Source organism: Affinirhizobium helianthi (assembly GCF_042680945.1).
In the GTDB taxonomy this organism is placed as follows: Bacteria; Pseudomonadota; Alphaproteobacteria; order Rhizobiales; family Rhizobiaceae; genus Neorhizobium; species Neorhizobium helianthi.
Genome location: NZ_JBHUEQ010000025.1, coordinates 87,968 through 109,393, shown reverse-complemented (window position 1 = coordinate 109,393; position 21,426 = coordinate 87,968). Strand labels below are relative to the sequence as shown.

Below are 21,426 nucleotides of genomic sequence, written 5' to 3'. Positions count from 1 at the left end.
AGGTCATTCGGTGGGTTGGTTGAGAGATAAGACCGCCGGGGCGGAAGGGCAAGTTCCGCCTTCGCCCATTGCAAAGCTGATCACATTTCGTGTTTCGCTAAAGAAACGGGTAGCCAAGCCTGCCTCGCCCTCCTAGTTTCCGCTCCGTCCGAGTCACATTGGATGGAACATGACATGATAAAAAGACTGACCGCAGCACTGGTTCTCACGGGTGCCACGGCAATTTCCGCCCATGCTCTCGATAGCAACATCATCCGCCAGCTGGATCGCCTGACGCCCGACGAACGGCGTGAACAGCGTTGCGATATCGAGGCCATGAGCCGGATCGCCAAACAGGGCGATGGCTTCAAGCCTGACAAGGTGATTGCCTATACCTTCGGCGATACGGAAGAGAAGAACGGCCTCCTGCGGGCTCCGGGTGCCGTATTCCGCAGCGCCGGCGACTGGTATCGCCTGCGCTACAAATGCAAGACGGCGAAGGATGGCATCACGATCCAGTCCTTCGATTACAAGGTCGGCTCCAAGATCCCGCGGGAGGACTGGAGCAAGCATTACCTCTACGAGTAACGAGCGATGGACGGCGTATGACATCATGCGCCGTCCGCTCCTCGTCTTACCCCGGCAGCGATGGCGCGGTTTTCCGCTCCGGGAACAGCTCATGCATCATCGTCATCACGATCAGCGAAAGCGGCAGCGCCAGCATGGCACCCACAGCGCCCCACATCCAGGTCCAGAACAGGATGGCGACGAAAACCACGAAGGGGTTTATCTCCCATTGCCGCCCCATCACTGCCGGAAACAGCAGATTTTCCATAACGAGGTGGACCATGAAGAACACGAAGGCGGGCAGAAGGCCGATGATCAGCGTGTCATGGGTCAGGACGCCTGCCACCGCCACGGAAAAGGTCATCAGCGTAATGCCGAGATAGGGCACGAAGCTGGAAAGAAAGGCGAAAATGCCCCACAGAACCGGCATGGAAAGCCCGCCGAAATAGGCAATCGCCGTCATGACCACGCCAAGCCCCAGATAGATCAGGCTTGCGGTGGCGAAGTAATAGCCCAGCACTTCCTCCACGGCATTCAGAATGCGGATGGCCAGCAGGCGCTGCCGGCGGGAGGGAAAGGCCATGATGATGCTGCGGCGAAGTCTCAACCGGCCATAGAGAAAGAGCAGCAGCGCGGCAAAGAAGATGAGGGCCTGAATGATGGCGGGTGTGACGCTGGAGGAGAGCACGCCCAGAATATTGCTGCTGTTTTCCAGCAGTTTTTCCATCGACATCGGCCCGGTCTCGAAGGTTGCGGGCGTTATGTTCAGCCAGTGGTGCCGCTCCAGAAACGGCGTGATGCGGGCAAGCGCGTTCTCCACCACATCCGGCCCGTTTTGCACCAGTGTCGCAATCGGCTCTGCAAGCGCATTCATGATCAGGAAGACGGACGCCATCACCAGGCTTGAAAGAATGACGGCAATGCCGAAACGCGGAATGCCGAATTCGCCCATGCGCTCGGCCACAATGCCCAGGATCATGCCCACCACGACCGCAAGCGTCACAGGCTTGAGAATGAGGGAAAGGTGATGCACCACGGCAAAGCCGATGATGAGAAAAATCCCGATCACCGCCCAGGCCTTCGCCACCTCCAGCGCATCGCGCCCCAGCGGCATGAATTCGGTATGATCGCTGGAATAGACGGCCATTTCGTCCTGTCGCGCGGCTTCATGCTCCAGAACCTGGCGTTTATGCCGTGCACTTTGCCGGCTGTTTGAACCCGCTACTGTCGTTCCCATGGTCGAGGCCCCCTGATGACGGGCTACAACGCACGTGGGAAGCGACGGTTCCAAGCGTGATTTACGGGCTCAGGCCGCCAGTGTAAGGCCAATTCCCCAGGGGTCTTGCAGCGTCCAGCCGGTGCCGGTGCGGGTGGCGGCAATCTCCAGTGTGTCGAGGTTCTGCACCGCCTGATCAAGCGCTGCCTGATCGTTGAAGCGGATCGTGTAATCGGAGAGGCCGCTCATCGCGTCTTCGCGCGCCATGGCGCCGCGGCTGTTCCAGATATTGGCCGCGATGTGGTGGTGATAGCCCCCGGTGGCGAAGAAGCTGGCGCCGGGGTAGCGCGCCATGATTTTCAGGCCCAGCACATCGCGGTAGAAGGCATCGGCCTGCGGAATATCGCCCACCTGCAGGTGAATATGGCCGATGACCGTGCCCGGCTCCATGCCGTTGAACCGCTCCTGCGGCGCGCTGTTATACAGGGCTTGCAGGTTCAGCCGCTCGGTGGCCATCTCCACGGTGCCGTCGGCGTGATAGTTCCATTCCATCGGCGTCCGGTCGCGATAGATTTCGATGCCATTGCCTTCGGGGTCGGAAAGATAAAGCGCTTCGCTCACCAGATGGTCGGATGCCCCGTCCAGCTGTACCCCGCTTTCGGCTGCGTGAAAAAGCCATGCGGCCAGCGCCTTGCGATCCGGCACCAGAAAGGCGGTGTGGAAAAGCCCCGCTGCCTGCCGTGGCGCACGCCTCACATTGTTGCCCGTCGTCAGGCTCAGAAGCGGTATGCCATGCGCGCCCAGAACCTGGCCGCTGCCGCTCTCTTCCAGAACGCTGAGGCCAATGATGCGCTGGTAGAAGCTGCTGACGACATCGAGGTCCTGCACCACCAGATGAGCGCCATCCACATGGGCGGGCCGGGTCAGGGCAAAGGGGCGGGCAGGGCTGTGCGTCATAGCGGTCATCTCTCGGTTCGCGGCGTCAGGCAGACTATGAGTCACCGGCATTGTTCACGATAGACGGAAATTTGCGGATAATTCGTTCAATTTTATTGAGCGATAGCTTCCTTGGAAACTTTGATTTCCATCAACGCGGGAACCGCCTCAGTGTGGATGATAGGCTTATCAACCCTCGGGAGAAACGCCATGTATAGATCGATTATCGTCGCCGTTGATGTCGCACAGCTGGAAAAGGGCGAGCGCATTCTGCAAAAGGCGGTTGCACTTCTGGATCAGGGCGGTCGTATCACGCTGGTGAATGTGGTTGAGGAACTGCCTACCTATCTTGCCATCGATGTGCCGACCGATCTCATGGGCGCTGCCCGCAAGGATGCGAACGATAAATTGCAGGAATTGCGTGATCGCGCCGGCGTCAGCGCCACGGTGGATGTGCGCACCGGCGCTCCGGCGCATGAAATCCTCGGTGCGGCCCAGGCCTATGGCGCGGATCTGATCGTGCTTGCCTCCCACAAGCCGGATTTTTCCAATTATCTGATTGGCGCAACCGCCGATCGCGTGGTGCGCCACGCAAAGTGCTCGGTACTGGTGGACAGGTGACACATGGATACGCAGCATTACCGAGACATTCTCAAGGCGCGGCAGGCAGAGCTGGAGACACGCTTGGAGCGGATTGAAACCGACCTCGATCAACCGCGCAACCCCGATGATGACGACCGCGCCGTGGAGCGAAACAATGACGAAGTGCTGGAAGGACTGGGAGAAGCAGGACAAAGGGAGTTGGAAGCCATCACTGCCGCGCTGGGCCGGATCGAAGCCGGAAGCTTCGGGATCTGTGCGCAATGTGGCTCTCCTATTTCCGAAGCTCGGCTGAAGGCGGTGCCGCACGCGGCCCTTTGCAGCGATTGCATGGCGGGCCACGGATAGCCCGCGCGGCCCTACGTTGCGGCCCCATGTTGCGGCCCCATGTTGCGGCCATGCCCTGACATTTGTTGAAGGCGCATGACACATTGTGATGCGCCTGCATGCTGCAATGCGTTGCGCCGGAGCCTCGCATTTGGCATGCTTCCGGCATTGAACGGATCGCATTGCAGGGCAGCGAATGACCGAGTTTTTCGGCCTGGGAAGACATTACGATTTTCACGAGATCGTTGCGGATGGCGTCGTGCACGGCATTGGCATCGTGCTCGCCCTCATCGGTGTCACCGCGCTGATTTTCTATGCCACGCTCTGGTCAAGCTATGGCGAACTGGCCGCAGCCTATGTCTATGGCATCGGCCTGCTTTTGTGTCTGTCCGTGTCCTTCACCTATAATATCTGGCCGCATTCACGCACGAAGTGGATTTTGCGCCGCTTCGATCATTCGGCAATTTTCGTGCTGATTGCAGCCACGTACACGCCCTTTCTTCAGCGTGGTTCCGAAGATCCGATGGTGTTCGGAATGCTGATCTTCATCTGGGTCATCGCAGCCTTCGGCATCATGCTGAAATGCCTCTTCCCCGGCAGATACGATCGGCTCGCCATCCTGCTCTATCTCGGCATGGGCTGGAGCGGCGTGGTTGTCGTGCCGCCGCTTTCCCAGCTTCTGCCTTCGGTAACGCTCTGGCTGATCGTCATTGGCGGCATCATTTATTCGCTCGGGGTCATCTTCCATGTCTGGGAGCGTCTGCGCTTCCAGAATGCCATCTGGCACGCTTTCGTCATCGCCGCCGCCACCGTTCATTATTCGGCGGTCATGACCTGCTTCAGTCTGTCTCCGGCGGCGACCTGATATCCCGCCGCACCTTGCGGTCCATGAACTTGCCAATCGCGCCCAGCACCACGAAGCAGGTCGCGGCTGCCACGAAGCCGATGGCCCAGAAGCCGAAGCCCAGCGCCAGTCCTACCCCGCCAGACAGCCATAGCCCTGCGCCGGTGGTGAGACCGTGCACCTGCCCGCGGGAAAAGACGATGAGGCCCGCTGCCAGAAAGGCAACGCCCGCCGTCACCGCCTCGATCACGCGCAGCGGGTCAATCCGCGCCTGATCGGTATCGAGCACCGCCATGCGCGTACTTTCAATGGCAATGATGGCAAAAACCGAGGCTGAAAGGGAAACGAGAATATGGGTGCGCAGGCCCGCGGCATGATCGCGCCTTTCCCGCTCGAAACCCACCAGCGCGCCGCAGATCATCGCCCCGATCATCCGCAGAAAAATGATCGGATAGGGAAGATGATGGTCCGGCAGGAATTCGGCGATCAGCGTTTCCATGCGCCGGTAAATCCCCAGGCGCACAGGAAGTTCCAGAACAGGCCCCCGGCCGGATGCTTGCTCGACAGGTCAGAGTTTCGTCTGTTATGGAATGCTTCTTTTCGCTGAATGGAATGAAATCCCATGCCCGCCGCCCCCATCATTCGTGACGCCAGCCCTGAAGATCTGCCCGCCATCCTCGACATCTATAATGATGCCGTGGCCAATACGACCGCCATCTGGAACGATAATCTGGTGGATCTCGCCAATCGCAAGGAGTGGTATGCGGTGCGCAAGGCGCGCGGCTTTCCGGTTCTCGTGGCAGATGTCGAAGGAGCCGTGGCAGGCTATGCGGCCTATGGCGATTGGCGCGCTTTCGAAGGCTTTCGCCACACGGTCGAGCATTCCGTCTATGTCCATTCCGGTCATCGCGGTCTGGGGCTCGGGCGGTTGTTGATGCGTGAGCTGGTTCAGCGCGCCCGCCAAGGCGGCATTCATGTCATGGTCGGCTGCATCGAAGCAGAGAACACGGCTTCCATCCGACTGCATGAAAGTCTCGGCTTCCGCCATGTCGGCCGGTTCGAGCAGGTCGGCACCAAATTTGGCCGCTGGCTGGATTTGACCTGCATGGAGCTGCGCACTGGCGCGTAACTCTCGGTTCCTCCCCATGGGGAAGGGGAGGTCGAGAGAACCCCTGTGTCAGATCGGCTCGAACACCATGGCATGGCCGTTGATGCAGTAGCGAAGCCCGGTTGGCGGCGGACCGTCGGGAAAGACATGGCCGAGATGGCCGCCACAGCTGGCACAGCGGATTTCCGTCCGGATCATGCCGAAGGAGCTGTCGCGGTGCTCCGTGACGGCATCGGCTTTGACCGGCGCGAAATAACTCGGCCAACCGCAGCCGGAATCGAATTTCGTATCCGAGATAAACAGAGGCTCGTCGCAGCCCGCACACCGGTAGAGCCCTTTTTCCTTGCTGTTCCAGTAAGGGCCGGTGAACGCCCGCTCGGTGCCATGTTCACGCAGAATGCGGTATTGCTCGGGCGTCAGCTGCTCGCGCCATTCCGCATCGCTCTTGTGAACCTTGGTGGTTGTGTCGCTCATAGGTCTCTCCTCTCAAGCGTCCGGGCCAACAGTGCGTCAGCGGTTTTGCATTCGGACTGCATAAAAACAGATGTGGTTGAGGGATTTCCCCTCTATTGACACTCAATATAAGAAGTCACGGACAGATCACAAACACGTAGCGCACGGACGGAAGGACTGATTTTTGCCCAAATGCGTTGAGTCGCGGGAAGTGATAGCTTAAGCAAGTGTTGCGATTTGGCCCTCGGTTGGCTTCAAGCGCAATGCGGAATCTGTGAATGGAACAGGAGGAATATCGGACGGTGGTGACTCTGGTTTGTCTGCTCCTTCCTTTCCTGGCCGCGCTTCTTGCACCTTATGCAACGCGGCGTCTCGGTCATCATGCTGCATGGCTTCTGGCGCTGGCGCCGCTTTCTTCTTTCCTATACTTCACGGGTTATCTGCCCGAGATTGCGGCGGGGGAAGTGGTAACCGGCGGCTATATCTGGGTGCCAAGCTTCAATCTGTCCTTCTCCTGGTTCATCGATGGGCTGTCGCTTACCTTCGCCCTGCTGATTACCGGCATCGGCACGCTCATTGTGCTTTATGCTGGCGGCTATCTGAAAGGTCATCCGCATCAGGGGCGCTTCTTCGCCTTCATCCTGCTCTTCATGGGCTCCATGCTGGGCGTCGTGCTGTCGGATAGCTTCCTGATGCTGTTCGTCTACTGGGAGTTGACCTCCATCACCTCCTTCCTGCTGATCGGCTTCGATCACGAGCGGGAGGCGGCGCGCCGTTCGGCGCTGCAAGCCCTGGTCATCACCGGTGGCGGCGGTCTTCTGCTTCTGGCGGGGCTGGTCTTCCTCTGGAATATCAGCGGTGTCACGCAGCTCTCATTGCTGGTGCATGGCGGCGATGTGGTGCGCGAAAGCCCCTTCTATATGGCGGCGCTGCTTCTGGTGCTTGGCGGCTGCTTCACCAAGTCCGCCCAGTTTCCCTTCCATGCCTGGCTGCCCAATGCCATGGAAGCGCCCACGCCCGTTTCCGCCTATCTTCATTCGGCCACCATGGTGAAGGCGGGTGTCTATCTGCTCATGCGGTTGAACCCGGTTCTGGGGGAAACGCCCGCCTGGGAAATCCTGCTGCCCTTCTTCGGTGGCATCACGCTTCTGGTCGGAACATTCCTGTCGCTGCGCCAGACGGATCTGAAGCTGATGCTGGCCTATACCACCATGGCCTCGCTCGGCCTTCTGGTCATGCTGACGGGGTTCGATTCCGAACATGCCATTGCTGCCGCCGTGCTTTACCTGGTGGCCCATTCGCTGTTCAAGGGCGCGCTGTTCATGGTGGCGGGAATTGTCGATCATGAGGCCGGAACGCGCGATGTGACCAAGCTCGGCGGTCTTCGTTCGGCCATGCCCGTTACATTTGTCGCCGCCTTGCTGGCAGCGCTTTCCATGGGTGGTCTGCCGCTCTTCTTCGGCTTTCTGGCAAAGGAAGAAATCTATTATGCGCTGGCGGGCAGCCATCCGCGCGCCATCCTCTTCACGCTTGTTGCTGTTGTCGGCAACGGGCTGATGTTTGCTATGGCCTTTGCGGTGGCGCTGAAGCCTTTCCTTGGCCAGAAGGTCGAGACGCCCAAGCATGCGCATGAAGGGCCGGTTCTGCTCTGGCTGGGGCCGGTTGTGCTTGCCCTGCTGGGGCTTGCTGCCGGCATTTTCTCGCAGATCGCCCATGCCTATATTTCCTCGCCCATGGTCAGCGCCATCAAGGACAGGCCGGAGCAGGTGACGATCAGCACCATTCCGCATCTCGGCATGCCGCTGGTGCTGTCATTGATCACGGTTGCGCTTGGCATTCTGGTCTATCTGAACCTCGCCCGCGCCCGCAGCCTGATGGTGAGGTTCATCGATATGCTCGGGCCGGGGCCGGATCGCGCCTTCGATGGCTTCATCTCCGGTCTCGTGCGCCTGTCGGTTGCCGTTACCCGGTTCGTGCAGCCGGGGCGCATGGATGTCTATGTCACCATGACCTTCCTCATTCTGGCGGTCACGCTGCTTGTGCCGCCCTTCCTCTATGGGGAACTGCCCGCCATGCCCTCCTGGCCAAGAGATGCCATGCTGCATGAATGGGTCTTTGTCATCATCGCGCTTCTCGGCATTCTGGCCGTGCTGACGGCGAAGAACCGGCTCACCGCCATCGTGGCGCTTGGCATACAGGGCTTTGCCGTGGCTGTGCTCTTCCTGCTGTTCGGCGCGCCGGATCTTTCCTTCACGCAGTTCATGGTGGAAACGCTTTCGGTCGTCATTCTGGCGCTGGTCATGACACGGCTGAGGCTGATGCCCTCGGATCATCGCCCGCTCTGGCAAATTCTGTGCGATGGTGTTGTCGCCATTGCCTGCGGCATCGGCTTCATGCTGCTGCTGTTGAAGGTCACGCAGGGGAATTTCGATCCCAGCCTCTCCGAATTCTTCAACACCTATTCCAAGGTCATCGCCCACGGCGCCAATGTGGTGAACGTGATCATCGTCGATTTCCGCGGTACCGATACCCTGGGTGAAATTGCCGTGGTGATGATCACCGGCCTGTCCATTCTGGCGCTCATCCGCATTCGCTCCGGCGGCGGCCATGTTCGCCCGCGCGATAACGATCCCGATGCTGCGGATTACGAGGCAAGGGAAGGAGAACGCGCATGAACACGCTGATCTTTCGCACTGTTGCACCCGTGCTGACGGCGCTGATGATCCTGTTTTCGGTTTTCATCCTGCTGCGCGGGCATAACCAGCCGGGTGGCGGCTTCATCGGCGGGCTGATTGCCGCCTCCGCCTTTGCGATCTACGGTATTGCCTATGGAGTGGCCGCAGTGCGCCGCGCTCTGTGGTTCCACCCCATGTCGATTGCCGGGGCAGGGCTGCTGCTGGCGGTTGTCTCCGGCCTTCTGTCGGCTTTCACCGGCACACCCTTCATGACAGGTCTTTGGGTTTATCCGCATGTCTTCGGGGTGGAGGTGCCGCTCTCCACCGTGATGTCCTTCGATATTGGCGTCTATCTCGTCGTGGTCGGCGCCATCAGCTCCATTGCGCTGGCGCTGGAAGAAAGGGAGGGAGATTGATGGAAGCGGTATTTGCCTTTCTGGTCGGCGCGCTTTTCGCTGCCGCGATCTACCTGCTTCTCTCCAAGCATTCCGTGCGTATGATCCTTGGCGTGGCGCTTCTCGGCAATGCGGTCAATCTGCTGCTGTTCACCGCCGGGCGGCTGACGCGGGAAGTGCCTCCCATTATTGGCGATGGGCTGGATGTGCTGCCGGCAGGCACTGCCAATCCCTTGCCGCAGGCACTCATTCTCACGGCCATCGTCATTTCCTTTTCCTTCTTTGCCTTCCTGCTGGTGCTGACCTACCGCGCCTATCAGGAACTGGGCACGGACAATACGGATGAGATGCGGCTTGCCGAGCCGAAGGATGAACCCATGCCGCCGCTCGGCTACTGAAGAGAGAAGTGATGGCTGCTCCCACCTCTACGCCTGTCGATCTGTCTGCCGCGCTGGTGCTTGTGCCGCCCGGTGCTGCCGATTGGCTGGTCATTCTGCCGCCCGCGCTGATGATTACCGCTGGCGCTGTGCTGATGATGATGCGCTCTCGCACCCGATGGCATGGCTTTGTGGCCATTCCGGCGCTCATCCTGCTGGTTCTGATCCAGGCCCTGCTGCTCTGGCAGGTGACCATGCATGGCCCCGTGACCATGACCATGGGGCGCTGGCTGCCGCCCTTCGGCATTGCCTTTACGGTGGATGTGCTGGGCGCGCTGCTGGCGCTTGTCTCGGCTGTGGCGGCGCTCGCCGCAGGCATTGCAGCGCTCAGCGATATCAACGATAGCGGACGCCGTTACGGCTTCTTTCCGTTCCTGCTGCTGCTGATGGCAGGTGTCTCCGGCGCTTTCCTTACCGGCGATGTCTTCAACCTCTATGTCTGGTTCGAAGTGCTGCTGATTTCCTCCTTCGGCCTGCTGATCCTGGGGTCGCAGAAGGAGCAGATCGACGGTGCGCTGAAATATGCCATCCTGAACCTGCTCGGCACCACCTTCTTCCTCATTGCCATTGGCTATCTCTATGCCGTCTTCGGCACGCTCAACATGGCCGATATTGCCTTGAAGGCGAGGGATGTTTCCGGTGCGCCGCTGATGACGCTATCGGCGCTGTTCTTCATGGCCTTTGCCATGAAGGCGGCGGCCTTCCCGGTGAATTTCTGGCTGCCCGCTTCCTACCACACGCCGCGCATCACGGTGTCGGCCCTGTTTGGCGGGCTGCTCACCAAAGTCGGCATCTATGCGCTGCTGCGTGTTCTGGTCATGCTTTTTCCGGTGCAGCGGGAGGAGCTGAGCTTTGTCATCGCGCTGGTGGCGGTGGCCACCATGCTGCTGTCCGGGCTTGGCATGCTGGCGCAGAACGATCTGCGGCGTATGGCAGGCTTTGCCGTCATTCTCGGCATTGGCAATATGCTGGCAGGCATTGCCACCGGCACGGTCGCCGGGCTCTCGGGGGCGGTGTTCTATGCGGTGCATTCCATCATTGCCATGACAGCGCTTTATCTGGTTATCGGCCGTGCCGCGCGTCTCTCCGGTGGCTGGACGTTGTCGGCGACGGGTGGCATCTACAGGCTGTCGCCCGGCTTTGCACTGGTTTCGCTGGCGCTGTTCCTTGCTGTTGCCGGTCTTCCTCCCTTTTCCGGGCTCTGGCCCAAGATCATGCTGGTGAAGGCCTCGCTGGATATCGGTGCCTGGTGGCTTTCAGCCAGCATCCTCGTTTCCGGCTTCCTCTCCACCATTGCACTTGGCCGCGCCTTCCTGCTGGCCTATTGGAAGCCCGCGCGCGATGGGGCGCGAATGCCGGTCGCCACGAGCCGACGGCGTCCGTTGGTCGATACGCTCCCGCTTGCGCTTCTCATCGGTCTGGTCGTCATCTTCGGTCTTTTCCCCGAAGAGATCATCAAGCTCGCCCAGGCATCGGCAAGCGGTCTGGCAGATCCCAAGGCCTATATCGGTTCCGTCTTCGAAAGGGATGCCGCGCCATGATGGCCTTCACCCTCAACACGCTCTTCGCCATCGTCTGGGTGGCCATCAGCGGCAGTGCCACCTTCATCAATTTTCTGTTCGGCTTCGTGCTCTCGGCATTGGCGCTTGGCCTCATCCGCGAGCAGGCGCATGGGGTAAGCTATCTGCGCCGCCTGCGCCTCATCGCTTCCTTGACGCTGCTTTTCTTCAAGGAGCTTGCGCTGTCTGCCTGGAAGGTGGCGGTGCTGGTCACCCGCCCGAAGATGGAGCTGAAACCTGGAATTTTTGCCTATCCGCTGACGGTCCAGCGCGACTTCGAGATCACGCTGCTGGCCAACATGATTACGCTGACGCCGGGAACGCTTTCTGTTGATGTGTCCGAGGACCGCCGCTTCCTCTATGTGCATGCGCTGGATTGCGCCGATCCGGAAGCGGCGAAGCGGGATATCGCCACCGGCTTCGAGGCCAAAATCATGGAGGTCTTCCGGTAATGGCAGAGAATGAAATTCTTGTGGTCGCCATCTGGACGGGCCTTGCCCTCCTCAGCCTTGCCTTTCTGGCCACGGTCTATCGTGTCTTCGTCGGGCCCACGCTCGGAGATCGCGTTGTGGCGCTGGATATGCTGGTGGGCATTGCGATCGGCTTTATTGCCATCATCGCCATCAAGACCGGCTTCATGCTGTATATCGATATTGCCATCGCGCTTGGCCTGATCGGCTTTCTGGCCACCATCGCCTTTGCCCGTTTCATTCTCTCGCGCAAGACGGCAGACGAGGAGGGGCCTGTGGATCCCGGCATCACCTCGGCCGGACCGGCGAGACGCGCAAAAGCCAGCGGCAAGGGCCGCAGAGGACGTGGCAAATGAGCATGCTTGCAAACATCATCATCGCCCTTGTCATTCTCGCCGGCTCAAGCTTCAGCCTGATTGCCGCCATCGGCCTCAACCGCCTGCCGGATATGTTCACCCGCATGCATGCCGCCTCCAAGGCGGGGACTGTCGGTTCAGGCTTGCTGTTGCTTGCTGCGGGCCTGCACGCAAATGATCTTTCCGTTCTGTCCCGCGCACTTGCTGGTTTTCTGTTCTTTATTCTGACAGCGCCAATCTCTGCTCATCTGCTGGCTAAAGCAGCGCATCAAGTAGGTTACAGGTTGCATAGCTCCAGTCTCGATGATCTGCGTCGGGATAGACCGCTTGAATAATTCCGATTGAGGTCTAATTATTCCGCTCTGCCTGCGTTGCTCATGAAGCCGGAAATAGTTCCTCTGGTTCAAAGCGAGACAGAAGAATAAACACATGCAAATTGTATTTGGACTTTCAGCGGAACGGTGTTATTCGCTTTTCAGCAGAGCGTGAATATTGATACAAGCAGACTGCGACGCTAGAATTGTCTCATCATGATTTTCCTGCTGTGATGTGGTAACTCTTCGCAAGTCGCAATCAATCGTTAGTATCAATTCATTCGTTTTCGAGCATCGGTTGTTCCCGGTAGGATCTAGGGGTGGGTCCTTCTTTCTTTTGAGAGCGGGACAGCGCGAATCGGAAACGTTGTTCTGTGTGTGGCGGTCGGGTCCGACCCTGCTGTCAAACGAAGAAAAACAGGAGATCTGAAATGACAGAACTTGCAGCGGGCAGGGCCCCTGATCTTTTGGTAGAGCTTACTGCGGATATCGTCGCTGCCTATGTCAGCAATCACGTCGTGCCCGTTGGTGATCTTTCCAATCTGATTGCCGATGTTCACTCTGCGCTGAGCAACACCACATCGCCCGCACCGGCGCCGGCACTTGTTGAAAAGCCGAAGCCCCCGGTTCCGATTCGTAAGTCGATCGAAGACGATTACCTGATCTGCCTTGAGGACGGTCAGAAGTTCAAGTCTTTGAAGCGCCACTTGATGACGCACTACAACATGACGCCGGAAGAATATCGCGAAAAGTGGGGCCTGCCCGCCGATTATCCGATGGTCGCTCCGGCCTATGCCGAAGCGCGTTCGCGCCTTGCCAAGGAAATGGGTCTTGGCCAGCGCCGCAAGCGCTCCAAGTAAAGCGAAAAGCGGCATCTTGCGGTTCACCGCAAGCTGCTGGCCGTCACGCGTGATGTCCTGATCGAAATCTCCGAAGAGCCTGCGCTTCGGAGATTTTTTATGCGTGAGGGGGTGTTTGCTTCCGGTCCCTCACGCCGTCTGCCATGGCTCTTCCGCCCGTGCTTGCCCTTCAGTCACGCAATAAGCGCGGCAATCGCCTGCGCTGTTTCCATGCAACAGGTTTGGTGCATGGTTATAGGAAAATAATCCTATATCCACATTTTTCCTGCTTTGAAAATCAACCATATAGCGAAATGATGCCGCTGCGAACGCATTTTCTCATGCACCATTCCTGAGGCTGGTGTATGAATTAATTCCTATCTTGGGAGTTGTTCATGCCGTTTAAAACCGAAAAACATTTAGGCGCCTCTGCCGCCAACCCAGTCATTGGTCATCGATCCCCGGCAAAGGCGCGCCAGATGCGCCTGTGCCATCCAGCCTCGCTCTCTTCCCTGCAGCTCTGCGCCCTTGTCCGCGAGCTGGTGCGCGAAATGCTGCAAATGCAACAGGATGGCTGGTGCGCCGCGCGCGGCCGCAATGCCCTGCAGCGCCACACATGCCAGATCGCCATCTATGTCTGCGTGGTGGGGCTCAGCATTCGCACGGCGGATGTCGCAGCCGCCTTTGGCCGCAATCGCAGCACTGTTCGCCATGCCTGCATGCGGGTGGAGGATCAGCGCGATCAGCCCGCCTATGATCGGATGGTGGAGCGGATCGAGCGTGTGGTCGGCCTCCTCTTTTCCCGCCCGGAGGCCGGTCATGGCGAGTGATGGTCAGAAGCATCTGCGAAGGTTCCTCCAGCTGCTGTTCAAGGCTGGGGGGCACGCCCGCATGGAAGCGGATCGGGGCGAGAGCCTCGTCCTGTGGCTGGACAAGACCTCGACACGGCTGGAGGCATCGCTGTTGGATGAGGCATCCAGGCGCGGTTTCGTCACCTGCGAGGGATTGACGGTTCGGGCAAGGCCGGAGGCGCGCAGTTTCCTGCGGCGCAGTCTGGCAGAGGAGGAGGAGCGGCGGTTTGCAAGCCAGCACGGTATGGAACTGCGCGAAGAGCGAGAGGTGGAGGGCCATGTGCAGCCGGTCTTGCGCAATGCGCTGGATTCTCCGCTGTCACAACTGGCGCGCTTGAAGGATCGCAGCGGTCAGCCATTCCTGCCCGCCGAGGCGCTTGAGGCGGGAGAGCGACTGGCGGGTGATTTCCAGCGGGCGCATCTGCAACCTGCCATCACCATGCGCTGGGAGCCTCGCCTTTCCCAGCCGGTCAAGGGTGGCGGGCAGGGCGGCAAGGTGGATCTGACCGATAGCGCTCTGGCGGCGCGCGAAAGGGTCTCGCAGGCCGTGGATGCCATGGGACCGGAGCTGGCAGGCGTTGCGCTGGATGTTTGCTGCTTTGCCAAGGGGCTTGAAGTGGTGGAACGGGAGCGCGGCTGGCCCGCCCGTTCCGCCAAGCTGATGCTCAGAACGGCGCTTCTGGCGCTCGCGCGCCATTATGCCCCGCCGGCGCGGATGCGCCGCCGCCATCACTGGGGCGATGAGGGGTATCGCCCCGATTTAAGCTGAAACGCGCATGGCCTCTTCACGGATGCGCTTCACCATGGAGCGCAGCCCGTTGGCGCGCTGCGAGGAGAGGTTTTCCACCAGCCCCATGCGCTCGAAAATCGCGATAATATCCATGGAGGCGATTTCGGATGCCGGCTTGCCGGAGGAGGCCGCCAAAACAATAGCCACCAGTCCGCGCACGATATGCGCATCGGAATCGCCCTCGAACGTCATCACCGGATCCGGCCCTTCGCCCCGGTGCGATACGAGCCAGACCTGGCTGGCGCAGCCATTCACCTTGTTGTCGGGATTACGCTTTTCCTCTGGCAATTCGGGCAGCGCCTTGCCGAGTTCGATCACGTAACGGTAGCGATCTTCCCAATCGTCCAGAAAGGCAAAGTCGTCGATGATCTGGTCGATGCTGGTCATTCTCACTCCGATGGCCTGATGATCCCGTGCTTCATATAGGAATTGATCCGGATGGTGGAAACCAAAAAAAAGCGCCGCAAGAAGCTTGCGGCGTCAGCAGTTGCTGTAATCAGGGGCAGTCACAACCAGCACCGGATACCGGCACGGGATCTCGTCATTCACGTTCGCGAAAATTCGTCAGCGGTCCGGGCGCTTCATCGGCAGCGGCACGGTGCCTGTGGTCACCTCATCGGCCAGATGAGCGGCCTCCGGCCTGGGCGGCAGAGGCTGGGCATCGGGGGCGCGGCTCAGTGCATCGTTGGCGGCAAGCTTCGGCGTGTCCTTGCTTTCTCCAGCCAGTTGCTTGTCGAGGAATTCGTAAGCCACGCGGGCGCCTTCCTTGGCGCGAATGGTCAGCGCGGTAAAGGTCTCGCCGCCCTTCTCGCACACCTCGGGCTTTTCAGTGCAAAGCCTGGAGATATAGCCATAGGCCTCGCTCGCGGCGGAGAGGGCGTCCGTCAGTTGAATCTGGCTTTGCGCACCGTTCGGGCCTTCAGGCGTCTGGGTGCTGAAATAGGACAGCACCACCAACCCCATGCCGAAAACAAAGCTCGTCTTGATCAGGAACCACATCGACGTTGTCCGTCCGCCCGTTTTGCATCCACTCTGTCAGATCACGCTTCAGGAGGTGCGATCTGGTGTGGGGCTCACCCTAGAGCCGATGAAAAAACGTCGCGTTTCGCGAAAAGCTGCAAATTTTCTCAAATTTCACTCGAATTTTATCGATCGGCCTTTTTGCCCGCCGATCACTGCAATTCGGAAGCATTTTAACAAGCTCTGTTAAGCATGAATGTGGCAAAGGCTCACAAAACTGGGGATTCTGCGGGCAGTGCTTCGCCACATTCCTTAACGTAATTGGGAAAATACAAGCAAATCCGTCGCTTACCTCCCATTAACCACGTTTGATATTGCCCCGTTCCGGCACAGCCAGAATGGCTTTTTGGGGTGTTTGAGGGGCTTCCGGAGGCACCTTTTTATAGTTTCCTTAAGTCGCCGGAGCCTATGTTCGCACATCAAGATTCGCGGTTAGGTATCGGCGTGCGCGTAATGAACAAGATCAGTGGGAAAGCGGTCCAGGTCATGGATCGCCTGTCCCTGCGATGGCTCCAGATGGTGAGCGATCGCAATGACGTGCGCGGCACCCATGTGGTTGCGCTTCGGCTTCTCTGCGCCGTTTGCCTTGCCTGCCTGTTCCTGCTTCCCGTGCTGTTTGTCTCGGTGCTCAGCCCGGCGCTCGCCCTGCCTGTGTCTGCCGCCCTCATGCTGGCCACGCTGGTTTGCGTTACGGCTGCGGCCATCCTGCTCACGCGCGAAAACAAGAGCGAGCTGGCACACGAAGTCGTGGGCGGGGAGGCGGAAGGCTGCGTGCTGGATGCCGTTCCCGGTCTGGCGCTCGTTTGCGATCCGCAGGGCCGCGTGCTGCGCGCCGGTGGACGTGACCGTTATCTCCTGCCTTCCAGCCGGCTGGATCCGCGCGGCCTCACGCTTGCGGAACTGGTTCATGTTTCGGATCGGATTGCCGTTCAGCAGGCGCTCGATGTTCTGCGCCAGGGTGGCAGTTCCGCCCAGGTGGAGGCCCGCATCGAACATGGTCTCGATCAGGCGGGCGGGCGTCAGTTTCTGGCCACCGTTCTCGATATCAGCCCGGTCTGCGATGAGAATGGCGATCTGGCGCAGGTTTTCGTGCAGCTGCGCGAACAGACGGAAACCGTGCTTCTGCGCGAGGAAGTGGCGCGGCGCACGGCAGAAGCGCTCTCGGCCAATGAAACGAAATCCCGTTTTCTGGCCGCCGTCAGCCATGAGCTTCGCACGCCGCTGAACGCCATTCTCGGCTTTTCCGATGTGCTGGCGGGCGAATATTTCGGCAGGCTGGAGAATGATCGCCAGCGCGAATATGTCGGGTTGATCCGCCAGTCGGGCGCGCATCTTCTGGCCGTGGTCAACGCCATGCTGGATATGAGCCGCATCGAGGCTGGCCGTTATGAATTGCTGACGGAACCCTTCCCGCTGGGCGATGCGGTTGAAGCCTGCCGCGCCATGCTGGATCTGCAGGCGCGCAACAAGGGCGTTACGCTCACCACGCGCCTTGGCCGCAATCTGGGCGAACTGGTTGCCGATCCGCGCGCCGTGCAGCAGATCCTCATCAATCTGGCGGGCAATGCAATCAAGTTCACCGATGGCGGCGGCGTCGTCACCATCGATGCCGTGCGTGAAGGTCCGCGCATGAAGCTCATCGTCAGCGATACCGGCATCGGCATTGCGACAGAGAAGATGGCGCTGATCGGACAACCCTTCTGTCAGGTACAGGATGATTACAGCCGAGGCTTCGAAGGCTCGGGCCTTGGGCTCTCGCTGGTCAAGGGCCTGGTCGCCCTTCACGGTGGACAGTTTGCCATTGAAAGTCGCCTGGGCGAAGGAACTGTGGTAACGGTCACCCTGCCGGTGGATGGACCCGCCGGTGAGATCGCCGTTTCCGAAACGGGCGAGACCGTCGAATTTCCCCCGCGTTTGGCCGCTAAGGCAGATGCGGTTGTAACGAGTAGACAGGGATTAGCGCATGACCGCGCGCAAGCGAAGAGCGCCTGAGCGGAAGAAGCGACCGAGCAAGGAACCGGGCCTGTTATGGCAGATCCTGGCCGTTCCCGGTCGCGCTGTCGCCCGGTATCCGCGCAGTGTGGCCGGTCTTCTCTGTGTCTCCGTTGCCTTCAGCTTCGTTGCGGCCAATGCGCTGTGGTATCAGCCGGAAAATCATCCGGCTCCCTTTCTTCGCACGCGCGATCAGCATGATCCCAATGCCATTGCGGGCTTCCGTCCCTTGCCACGGCAGAACGACGACGTTGTCACCACCTTCCGCATCGAGCGGGCGAGGAGCGACGATGCCGTGCGCCAGCTGATCTCCGGCGATGAACCGGCTGAAAAGCTTGCCGCAGGCGCACCCGCTGCCGATCCGGTGCGGGAGCTGATCGCCCAACCGGCACAGACCGCCGCGCCATCTGCGCCCCATGCGCCCCAACCGGAAGTGGAGCAGGTGGAAGCGCCGCCAGCCGTGGCGCATGTGGCCGTGCCGATCCAGCGCCCCTCCGGCAATCTTGCAGGCGAGGATCCCGTGGCGGCCGCCATTCGCACCGCCCAGCATCAGCCGGCACCCAGACCGCCTGCCGATATTCCAGCCGTTTCCAAGGCCAACAAGGCGGCCCAGGCCACACCGCAGCCAACGCGCGTTTCTGCCCAGCCAGGCACCACCACGCCACAGGCCATCGGTGCTGCTGCTGGCAATGCCAATGTCTCGGACAGCATGAACCTCATCATGCAGATCCAGCGCGGGCTGGTGAATATCGCCTATACCGATGTTACGGTGGATGGCGTGGCGGGTAGCCAGACCAAGGCGGCCATCCGCCACTTCCAGAAACATTACCGCCTGCCGGAAAACGGCGAACCGTCAGAGCTTGTTCTGCGCAAGCTGAAATCGATTGGCGCGCTCTGAAACGGCTGCGGCAAGCGCTGGCGAGCTGTCCCGGTTCAGCGCGGATGTTCCTGCGCAAACACCAGCAGGGACCAGCTCACGGGCCCGAGAAGAAGATGCTCGTGATGGTTTGCAGGGATCGGCTGACCCTTGGCAACGGCAATCTCGTTCCCGCAGGTCCTGCAGCGGTATATGCCACTATTGGCAACCACCTGTCCTGGCTTGAAGGACTGATCGAATGCGCCGCCATCACTCTGGCTCACATGCTGAGGATATTTGTACTTCGCCATGTGCTGTTTGAACCCGATCAATGATTACTTGTGAATCAAAGCTTCAGGTTGAGGATAGAGTGCAATATCTTAAATAACTTAAAATGCTTCGAAAGAACTGCATCATAATAGTGCGTGCGGATTGCGCAAAAACAGAAGGGCAGAGCGTTTCGGAGGATTCCGTTTTCACCGGAAAGGCTCTACACGAGGCCCCATGCGTCTGAAATCCGAGATCTTCATTTCCGCCCTCACGCGCCGTGCCTTTGCGCAAGGCGGCTTTGCTGCGATTGAGCACCGGGGTGCGGATGAGGCGGGGGCCATCTTCATTCGCCAGCGGTTTCGTGATGGGTCGGAAACGCTCTATGCGCCTGCGCCTCAGACCTTGGTGGAGGAAACGGGCGAGCGACGGTTCGAGGTAAGGCTGCACAAGGTGTCAGCCGAAGAGGTGGAAGCGGCCCTGGCAAGAGAGCGGCGTTTCGATAGCGACCTCTGGGTGGTGGAGCTGGAGGTGGATGAGATCGGCGATCTCATCCCGCTTGTTGGCTGAAGGAGTCGGCTGAAGGAGGGAGGCTGTGTTTCACGGAAACACAAAGCCGCTCTCACACGGTGTTTCACGCATTTCTGAACGCAAAACCGCGGCGCACTTTTCCTGAAATGCGTTACCGGCCCGCTATGCGGCGCAGCGTGTCACCTGGCTGCTCCGCTTCATCCTGCGATCTGGCGGGCACGGGGTTTGTATCCGCATAGGTATAGCGGTCTGCGCGGCACCATGCCTCCAGGCGGCGGTAGCATTCATCCGGTTCCAGCGAGGACCAGAGAATTTCGCTGCGCGGCACGTCCCCCACGGTTTCCTTCAGGTGGCTGTAGAGCCGCTCCAGAATGAAGAAGGCCTCTTCCCGGTCCATGCCCAGCGCTTTGAGCGTCGTGGCCAGCTGATGCCCGGAAATGTCCATCATGATGCGTTCGGCCAGCCAGCGGCTGGAGGTCAACGTATCTGCCAGGCAGGTGGCGAAGCAATCTGCATCTCTGGCGCGGGCAAAGCGCACCAGGAGCGCCTCCTGCACATCGGTGGCGGTGCGAAGACCAAGACGGTCGCTGGCGGGGCGTTGCTGTAGATTGGCCAGATGTTTGATTGTCTGGCGCAGCGCTTCATCGCGCGCTGCTGCCGCCTCGGCATCCGCCCGGGCATCCGCCCGGGCGTCTGGCTGGGCGTTCGTGTGAGCCTCCGTCTGGGCATCGGAAGCCGCGGCTGGCGGCTGAACCTGCGCTAGAGGGGCAACCGGCTGGGCGTGCGGCTGCGGGCTGGGCGCTGCGCGTCCGGTGTCTGCACGTCTGCCCGTGGAGCCGGTGCGCGCATGGCGAAGCCCGACCAGCGCATCGATGACCGCCGTGGAAAGCTTGGGCCGCCGCACGATGGCGCGGGCGTGATCGGCGCCTTGCATGCGGGCAATGGTAATCAGCGCCTCGTCATCGAGGCATGGGGAGGACGCGATGAAGGGAGCCGCAATCGAAATTGGTTGGCTTGCAATGAAGAAGGCGACACTTGCCGGAATATTCTCGTTCTGCGAAAGGGCAGCCACTGCCTGACGTCGCGCCTCTTCGGTGGAGGCGTTGTAAAGAGGGCTGAACAACTCGGCGAACTGGCGGAGTTCCGATTTGGTGGGATGCTTCAGATCTTCAAAGCTGGTGACGGTTGCCATCAGCACAACATCCTTCTTGCGCATTGCCTGCGGCCTCTCAAGTTCCCGATAGCGGTCCACGCTCATATCCACCGACGCATTACAAAAGACAGACATACAAAGCTCGCCACCGCGCCTCATGCGCAGGGTGTACCAACCGTCCGGCCAAGAGAGGCGGCGGACCGAGACCGGGAGGTCACGGCTCCGGCATAGTTAAATTAGTCTGCTCAGAATGGGGTTAATGCGGAGTGAACGCCAGCCGGATTATGCTCAAATTTAATCAAATCCGTGCCATTTCAATAAGATTTACCGTGAAAGACTGTCCATTCATGCATCTCCTCTGATATAATGGGGATGTCACAGGTCTCCCTCAAGTTGAAACTAATATAGAGAGATCGGAAGAAGTTAGCGTCTTGTTAAGCAATTCCTGTCTGAAATGGTATCAGGCCGCAGGAGTAATCCCTCGGTAAGAGGGGGGCATGCAGGGACTGGCCGGTTGGAACCCGGCCCTACCGATGTCGAAAAGGTGAAGAAACCACCGGACCGTTTCCTGCGTTGAAAGCCTTGCCGGAAGGAGGACCTCCGGTGTTGAGGAGAAAGGCGCAGATGCCTCTTTGGAGGATGCGTCGGCCCCGAAAGGGGCAGGGTGAAATCGACCATCTTCATCCGTCTCATCCTGTTATGGAGACGAGAATGGCAGAGATCGTAGTATTGAAGACATGGCGTGAGACCCATCCCGGGCGGGCACCCGTTCGGCTGAAATCACCCATGCCTGCTGAACTGGTGTTTTTCATGGGTGTCCGCTACGAGCGGCTGGAAGATCTCACGCATCGGCAGATGGATGAGATCTCGCTTCGTCGCGATACGCACTGA

Annotated in this window: 27 protein-coding genes; 19 read left to right on the top strand and 8 right to left on the bottom strand. The window is 59.8% G+C overall.

Annotation, left to right across the window (positions count from 1 at the left end; genetic code table 11):
• The first annotated feature begins 174 nt into the window (after positions 1–174).
• A complete protein-coding gene (locus ACFSE1_RS14080) occupies positions 175–567 on the top strand; it encodes a DUF930 domain-containing protein (RefSeq protein ID WP_377402554.1) in 393 nt (130 codons plus the stop codon).
• 46 nt (positions 568–613) lie between these two features.
• Here ACFSE1_RS14080 and ACFSE1_RS14075 read toward each other — a convergent pair whose 3' ends face one another.
• Both ACFSE1_RS14075 and ACFSE1_RS14070 read right to left on the bottom strand, forming a co-directional pair.
• Positions 614–1,783 (bottom strand): AI-2E family transporter, encoded by a 1,170-nt coding sequence (locus tag ACFSE1_RS14075; protein WP_377402551.1) that lies wholly within the window; start codon positions 1,781–1,783, stop codon positions 614–616.
• Positions 1,784–1,852: 69 nt separating this feature from the next.
• Positions 1,853–2,719 carry a VOC family protein gene (locus ACFSE1_RS14070; RefSeq protein WP_377402548.1) on the bottom strand — a complete coding sequence of 289 codons (867 nt, stop codon included), beginning with the start codon at positions 2,717–2,719 and terminating at the stop codon, positions 1,853–1,855.
• A gap of 189 nt (positions 2,720–2,908) precedes the next feature.
• On the opposite strand from ACFSE1_RS14070, the gene ACFSE1_RS14065 reads away from it, so the two are divergent.
• From ACFSE1_RS14065 to trhA, 3 genes are all read left to right on the top strand, one after another.
• Positions 2,909–3,319, top strand: coding sequence for a universal stress protein (locus ACFSE1_RS14065; protein WP_377402545.1), 411 nt, complete (start codon positions 2,909–2,911; stop codon positions 3,317–3,319).
• A gap of 3 nt (positions 3,320–3,322) precedes the next feature.
• Positions 3,323–3,646: a TraR/DksA family transcriptional regulator gene (locus ACFSE1_RS14060; RefSeq protein WP_377402542.1), complete on the top strand. Its 324-nt coding sequence runs from the start codon at positions 3,323–3,325 to the stop codon at positions 3,644–3,646.
• A 175-nt stretch (positions 3,647–3,821) separates the two neighbouring features.
• Complete coding sequence (gene trhA / locus ACFSE1_RS14055) at positions 3,822–4,490, top strand: PAQR family membrane homeostasis protein TrhA (protein ID WP_377402539.1); 669 nt, start codon at positions 3,822–3,824, stop codon at positions 4,488–4,490.
• Here the strand turns inward: trhA and ACFSE1_RS14050 are convergent.
• Complete coding sequence (locus ACFSE1_RS14050) at positions 4,465–4,968, bottom strand: MgtC/SapB family protein (RefSeq protein ID WP_377402536.1); 504 nt, start codon at positions 4,966–4,968, stop codon at positions 4,465–4,467. The two genes, trhA and ACFSE1_RS14050, sit on opposite strands and share 26 nt — an antisense overlap.
• 123 nt (positions 4,969–5,091) lie before the next feature.
• On the opposite strand from ACFSE1_RS14050, the gene ACFSE1_RS14045 reads away from it, so the two are divergent.
• The gene (locus ACFSE1_RS14045; RefSeq protein WP_377402533.1) at positions 5,092–5,598 is read left to right on the top strand and encodes a GNAT family N-acetyltransferase; all 507 of its coding nucleotides are present in this window, start codon (positions 5,092–5,094) and stop codon (positions 5,596–5,598) included.
• Between the two features lie 48 nt (positions 5,599–5,646).
• On the opposite strand, the gene msrB is transcribed toward ACFSE1_RS14045, so the two are convergent.
• The gene (gene msrB / locus ACFSE1_RS14040) at positions 5,647–6,051 is read right to left on the bottom strand and encodes a peptide-methionine (R)-S-oxide reductase MsrB (protein ID WP_377402530.1); all 405 of its coding nucleotides are present in this window, start codon (positions 6,049–6,051) and stop codon (positions 5,647–5,649) included.
• A gap of 257 nt (positions 6,052–6,308) precedes the next feature.
• Between msrB and ACFSE1_RS14035 the strand changes: the two genes are divergently transcribed.
• From ACFSE1_RS14035 to ACFSE1_RS13990, 10 genes are all read left to right on the top strand, one after another.
• On the top strand, positions 6,309–8,705 hold the full coding sequence (locus tag ACFSE1_RS14035; protein ID WP_377402527.1) for a putative monovalent cation/H+ antiporter subunit A: 2,397 nt from the start codon (positions 6,309–6,311) through the stop codon (positions 8,703–8,705).
• On the top strand, positions 8,702–9,121 hold the full coding sequence (locus tag ACFSE1_RS14030) for a Na+/H+ antiporter subunit B (protein ID WP_377402524.1): 420 nt from the start codon (positions 8,702–8,704) through the stop codon (positions 9,119–9,121). The genes ACFSE1_RS14035 and ACFSE1_RS14030 overlap by 4 nt, the downstream gene beginning before the upstream one ends.
• Positions 9,121–9,498: a Na+/H+ antiporter subunit C gene (locus ACFSE1_RS14025; RefSeq protein WP_377402521.1), complete on the top strand. Its 378-nt coding sequence runs from the start codon at positions 9,121–9,123 to the stop codon at positions 9,496–9,498. The genes ACFSE1_RS14030 and ACFSE1_RS14025 overlap by 1 nt, the downstream gene beginning before the upstream one ends.
• A gap of 11 nt (positions 9,499–9,509) precedes the next feature.
• Positions 9,510–11,078: a Na+/H+ antiporter subunit D gene (locus tag ACFSE1_RS14020; protein WP_377402518.1), complete on the top strand. Its 1,569-nt coding sequence runs from the start codon at positions 9,510–9,512 to the stop codon at positions 11,076–11,078.
• A complete protein-coding gene (locus ACFSE1_RS14015) occupies positions 11,075–11,548 on the top strand; it encodes a Na+/H+ antiporter subunit E (protein ID WP_377402515.1) in 474 nt (157 codons plus the stop codon). Before ACFSE1_RS14020 ends, ACFSE1_RS14015 begins: the two co-directional genes overlap by 4 nt.
• Positions 11,548–11,922 carry a cation:proton antiporter gene (locus ACFSE1_RS14010; RefSeq protein WP_377402512.1) on the top strand — a complete coding sequence of 125 codons (375 nt, stop codon included), beginning with the start codon at positions 11,548–11,550 and terminating at the stop codon, positions 11,920–11,922. The genes ACFSE1_RS14015 and ACFSE1_RS14010 overlap by 1 nt, the downstream gene beginning before the upstream one ends.
• Positions 11,919–12,257: a monovalent cation/H(+) antiporter subunit G gene (mnhG, locus tag ACFSE1_RS14005; RefSeq protein WP_377402509.1), complete on the top strand. Its 339-nt coding sequence runs from the start codon at positions 11,919–11,921 to the stop codon at positions 12,255–12,257. The genes ACFSE1_RS14010 and mnhG overlap by 4 nt, the downstream gene beginning before the upstream one ends.
• A 410-nt stretch (positions 12,258–12,667) precedes the next feature.
• The gene (locus ACFSE1_RS14000) at positions 12,668–13,096 is read left to right on the top strand and encodes a Ros/MucR family transcriptional regulator (protein WP_377402506.1); all 429 of its coding nucleotides are present in this window, start codon (positions 12,668–12,670) and stop codon (positions 13,094–13,096) included.
• 374 nt (positions 13,097–13,470) lie between these two features.
• Complete coding sequence (locus ACFSE1_RS13995) at positions 13,471–13,905, top strand: DNA replication protein (protein ID WP_377402503.1); 435 nt, start codon at positions 13,471–13,473, stop codon at positions 13,903–13,905.
• Positions 13,895–14,695 carry a DUF6456 domain-containing protein gene (locus ACFSE1_RS13990; protein WP_377402500.1) on the top strand — a complete coding sequence of 267 codons (801 nt, stop codon included), beginning with the start codon at positions 13,895–13,897 and terminating at the stop codon, positions 14,693–14,695. The genes ACFSE1_RS13995 and ACFSE1_RS13990 overlap by 11 nt, the downstream gene beginning before the upstream one ends.
• Here the strand turns inward: ACFSE1_RS13990 and ACFSE1_RS13985 are convergent.
• Together ACFSE1_RS13985 and ACFSE1_RS13980 are read right to left on the bottom strand one after the other, a co-directional pair.
• Positions 14,687–15,103 (bottom strand): SufE family protein, encoded by a 417-nt coding sequence (locus ACFSE1_RS13985; protein ID WP_377402497.1) that lies wholly within the window; start codon positions 15,101–15,103, stop codon positions 14,687–14,689. The two genes, ACFSE1_RS13990 and ACFSE1_RS13985, sit on opposite strands and share 9 nt — an antisense overlap.
• A gap of 177 nt (positions 15,104–15,280) precedes the next feature.
• Positions 15,281–15,715, bottom strand: coding sequence for a DUF5330 domain-containing protein (locus ACFSE1_RS13980; RefSeq protein WP_377402494.1), 435 nt, complete (start codon positions 15,713–15,715; stop codon positions 15,281–15,283).
• Between the two features lie 474 nt (positions 15,716–16,189).
• Between ACFSE1_RS13980 and ACFSE1_RS13975 the strand changes: the two genes are divergently transcribed.
• Together ACFSE1_RS13975 and ACFSE1_RS13970 are read left to right on the top strand one after the other, a co-directional pair.
• On the top strand, positions 16,190–17,728 hold the full coding sequence (locus ACFSE1_RS13975) for a sensor histidine kinase (protein WP_377402491.1): 1,539 nt from the start codon (positions 16,190–16,192) through the stop codon (positions 17,726–17,728).
• The gene (locus ACFSE1_RS13970; protein ID WP_377402488.1) at positions 17,700–18,626 is read left to right on the top strand and encodes a peptidoglycan-binding domain-containing protein; all 927 of its coding nucleotides are present in this window, start codon (positions 17,700–17,702) and stop codon (positions 18,624–18,626) included. Before ACFSE1_RS13975 ends, ACFSE1_RS13970 begins: the two co-directional genes overlap by 29 nt.
• Before the next feature lie 35 nt (positions 18,627–18,661).
• Here ACFSE1_RS13970 and ACFSE1_RS13965 read toward each other — a convergent pair whose 3' ends face one another.
• Positions 18,662–18,895, bottom strand: a complete 234-nt coding sequence (locus ACFSE1_RS13965; RefSeq protein WP_377402485.1) for a hypothetical protein — start codon at positions 18,893–18,895, stop codon at positions 18,662–18,664.
• Between the two features lie 193 nt (positions 18,896–19,088).
• Here ACFSE1_RS13965 and ACFSE1_RS13960 point away from each other — a divergent pair, with 193 nt between their 5' ends.
• A complete protein-coding gene (locus tag ACFSE1_RS13960; protein ID WP_377402482.1) occupies positions 19,089–19,421 on the top strand; it encodes a DUF1491 family protein in 333 nt (110 codons plus the stop codon).
• A 112-nt stretch (positions 19,422–19,533) separates the two neighbouring features.
• Here ACFSE1_RS13960 and ACFSE1_RS13955 read toward each other — a convergent pair whose 3' ends face one another.
• Positions 19,534–20,670 (bottom strand): DUF2336 domain-containing protein, encoded by a 1,137-nt coding sequence (locus ACFSE1_RS13955; protein ID WP_377402479.1) that lies wholly within the window; start codon positions 20,668–20,670, stop codon positions 19,534–19,536.
• A 576-nt stretch (positions 20,671–21,246) separates the two neighbouring features.
• Here ACFSE1_RS13955 and ACFSE1_RS13950 point away from each other — a divergent pair.
• The gene (locus tag ACFSE1_RS13950; RefSeq protein WP_377402476.1) at positions 21,247–21,426 is read left to right on the top strand and encodes a hypothetical protein; all 180 of its coding nucleotides are present in this window, start codon (positions 21,247–21,249) and stop codon (positions 21,424–21,426) included.

What these genes read in the sequence shown, in the direction of transcription:
- ACFSE1_RS13985 (WP_377402497.1), bottom strand. Translation starts at nt 15,103, where the DNA reads ATGACCAGCATCGACCAGATCATCGACGACTTTGCCTTTCTGGACGAT.
- ACFSE1_RS14060 (WP_377402542.1), top strand. Translation starts at nt 3,323, where the DNA reads ATGGATACGCAGCATTACCGAGACATTCTCAAGGCGCGGCAGGCAGAG.
- ACFSE1_RS14050 (WP_377402536.1), bottom strand. Translation starts at nt 4,968, where the DNA reads ATGGAAACGCTGATCGCCGAATTCCTGCCGGACCATCATCTTCCCTAT.
- ACFSE1_RS14035 (WP_377402527.1), top strand. Translation starts at nt 6,309, where the DNA reads ATGGAACAGGAGGAATATCGGACGGTGGTGACTCTGGTTTGTCTGCTC.
- trhA (WP_377402539.1), top strand. Translation starts at nt 3,822, where the DNA reads ATGACCGAGTTTTTCGGCCTGGGAAGACATTACGATTTTCACGAGATC.
- ACFSE1_RS13990 (WP_377402500.1), top strand. Translation starts at nt 13,895, where the DNA reads ATGGCGAGTGATGGTCAGAAGCATCTGCGAAGGTTCCTCCAGCTGCTG.
- mnhG (WP_377402509.1), top strand. Translation starts at nt 11,919, where the DNA reads ATGAGCATGCTTGCAAACATCATCATCGCCCTTGTCATTCTCGCCGGC.
- ACFSE1_RS14070 (WP_377402548.1), bottom strand. Translation starts at nt 2,719, where the DNA reads ATGACGCACAGCCCTGCCCGCCCCTTTGCCCTGACCCGGCCCGCCCAT.
- ACFSE1_RS14080 (WP_377402554.1), top strand. Translation starts at nt 175, where the DNA reads ATGATAAAAAGACTGACCGCAGCACTGGTTCTCACGGGTGCCACGGCA.
- ACFSE1_RS14000 (WP_377402506.1), top strand. Translation starts at nt 12,668, where the DNA reads ATGACAGAACTTGCAGCGGGCAGGGCCCCTGATCTTTTGGTAGAGCTT.
- ACFSE1_RS14075 (WP_377402551.1), bottom strand. Translation starts at nt 1,783, where the DNA reads ATGGGAACGACAGTAGCGGGTTCAAACAGCCGGCAAAGTGCACGGCAT.
- ACFSE1_RS13995 (WP_377402503.1), top strand. Translation starts at nt 13,471, where the DNA reads ATGCCGTTTAAAACCGAAAAACATTTAGGCGCCTCTGCCGCCAACCCA.
- ACFSE1_RS13975 (WP_377402491.1), top strand. Translation starts at nt 16,190, where the DNA reads ATGAACAAGATCAGTGGGAAAGCGGTCCAGGTCATGGATCGCCTGTCC.
- msrB (WP_377402530.1), bottom strand. Translation starts at nt 6,051, where the DNA reads ATGAGCGACACAACCACCAAGGTTCACAAGAGCGATGCGGAATGGCGC.
- ACFSE1_RS13960 (WP_377402482.1), top strand. Translation starts at nt 19,089, where the DNA reads ATGCGTCTGAAATCCGAGATCTTCATTTCCGCCCTCACGCGCCGTGCC.
- ACFSE1_RS13965 (WP_377402485.1), bottom strand. Translation starts at nt 18,895, where the DNA reads ATGGCGAAGTACAAATATCCTCAGCATGTGAGCCAGAGTGATGGCGGC.
- ACFSE1_RS13955 (WP_377402479.1), bottom strand. Translation starts at nt 20,670, where the DNA reads ATGTCTGTCTTTTGTAATGCGTCGGTGGATATGAGCGTGGACCGCTAT.
- ACFSE1_RS14010 (WP_377402512.1), top strand. Translation starts at nt 11,548, where the DNA reads ATGGCAGAGAATGAAATTCTTGTGGTCGCCATCTGGACGGGCCTTGCC.
- ACFSE1_RS13950 (WP_377402476.1), top strand. Translation starts at nt 21,247, where the DNA reads ATGGCAGAGATCGTAGTATTGAAGACATGGCGTGAGACCCATCCCGGG.
- ACFSE1_RS14065 (WP_377402545.1), top strand. Translation starts at nt 2,909, where the DNA reads ATGTATAGATCGATTATCGTCGCCGTTGATGTCGCACAGCTGGAAAAG.
- ACFSE1_RS14015 (WP_377402515.1), top strand. Translation starts at nt 11,075, where the DNA reads ATGATGGCCTTCACCCTCAACACGCTCTTCGCCATCGTCTGGGTGGCC.
- ACFSE1_RS14025 (WP_377402521.1), top strand. Translation starts at nt 9,121, where the DNA reads ATGGAAGCGGTATTTGCCTTTCTGGTCGGCGCGCTTTTCGCTGCCGCG.
- ACFSE1_RS14020 (WP_377402518.1), top strand. Translation starts at nt 9,510, where the DNA reads ATGGCTGCTCCCACCTCTACGCCTGTCGATCTGTCTGCCGCGCTGGTG.
- ACFSE1_RS14045 (WP_377402533.1), top strand. Translation starts at nt 5,092, where the DNA reads ATGCCCGCCGCCCCCATCATTCGTGACGCCAGCCCTGAAGATCTGCCC.
- ACFSE1_RS13980 (WP_377402494.1), bottom strand. Translation starts at nt 15,715, where the DNA reads ATGTGGTTCCTGATCAAGACGAGCTTTGTTTTCGGCATGGGGTTGGTG.
- ACFSE1_RS13970 (WP_377402488.1), top strand. Translation starts at nt 17,700, where the DNA reads ATGACCGCGCGCAAGCGAAGAGCGCCTGAGCGGAAGAAGCGACCGAGC.
- ACFSE1_RS14030 (WP_377402524.1), top strand. Translation starts at nt 8,702, where the DNA reads ATGAACACGCTGATCTTTCGCACTGTTGCACCCGTGCTGACGGCGCTG.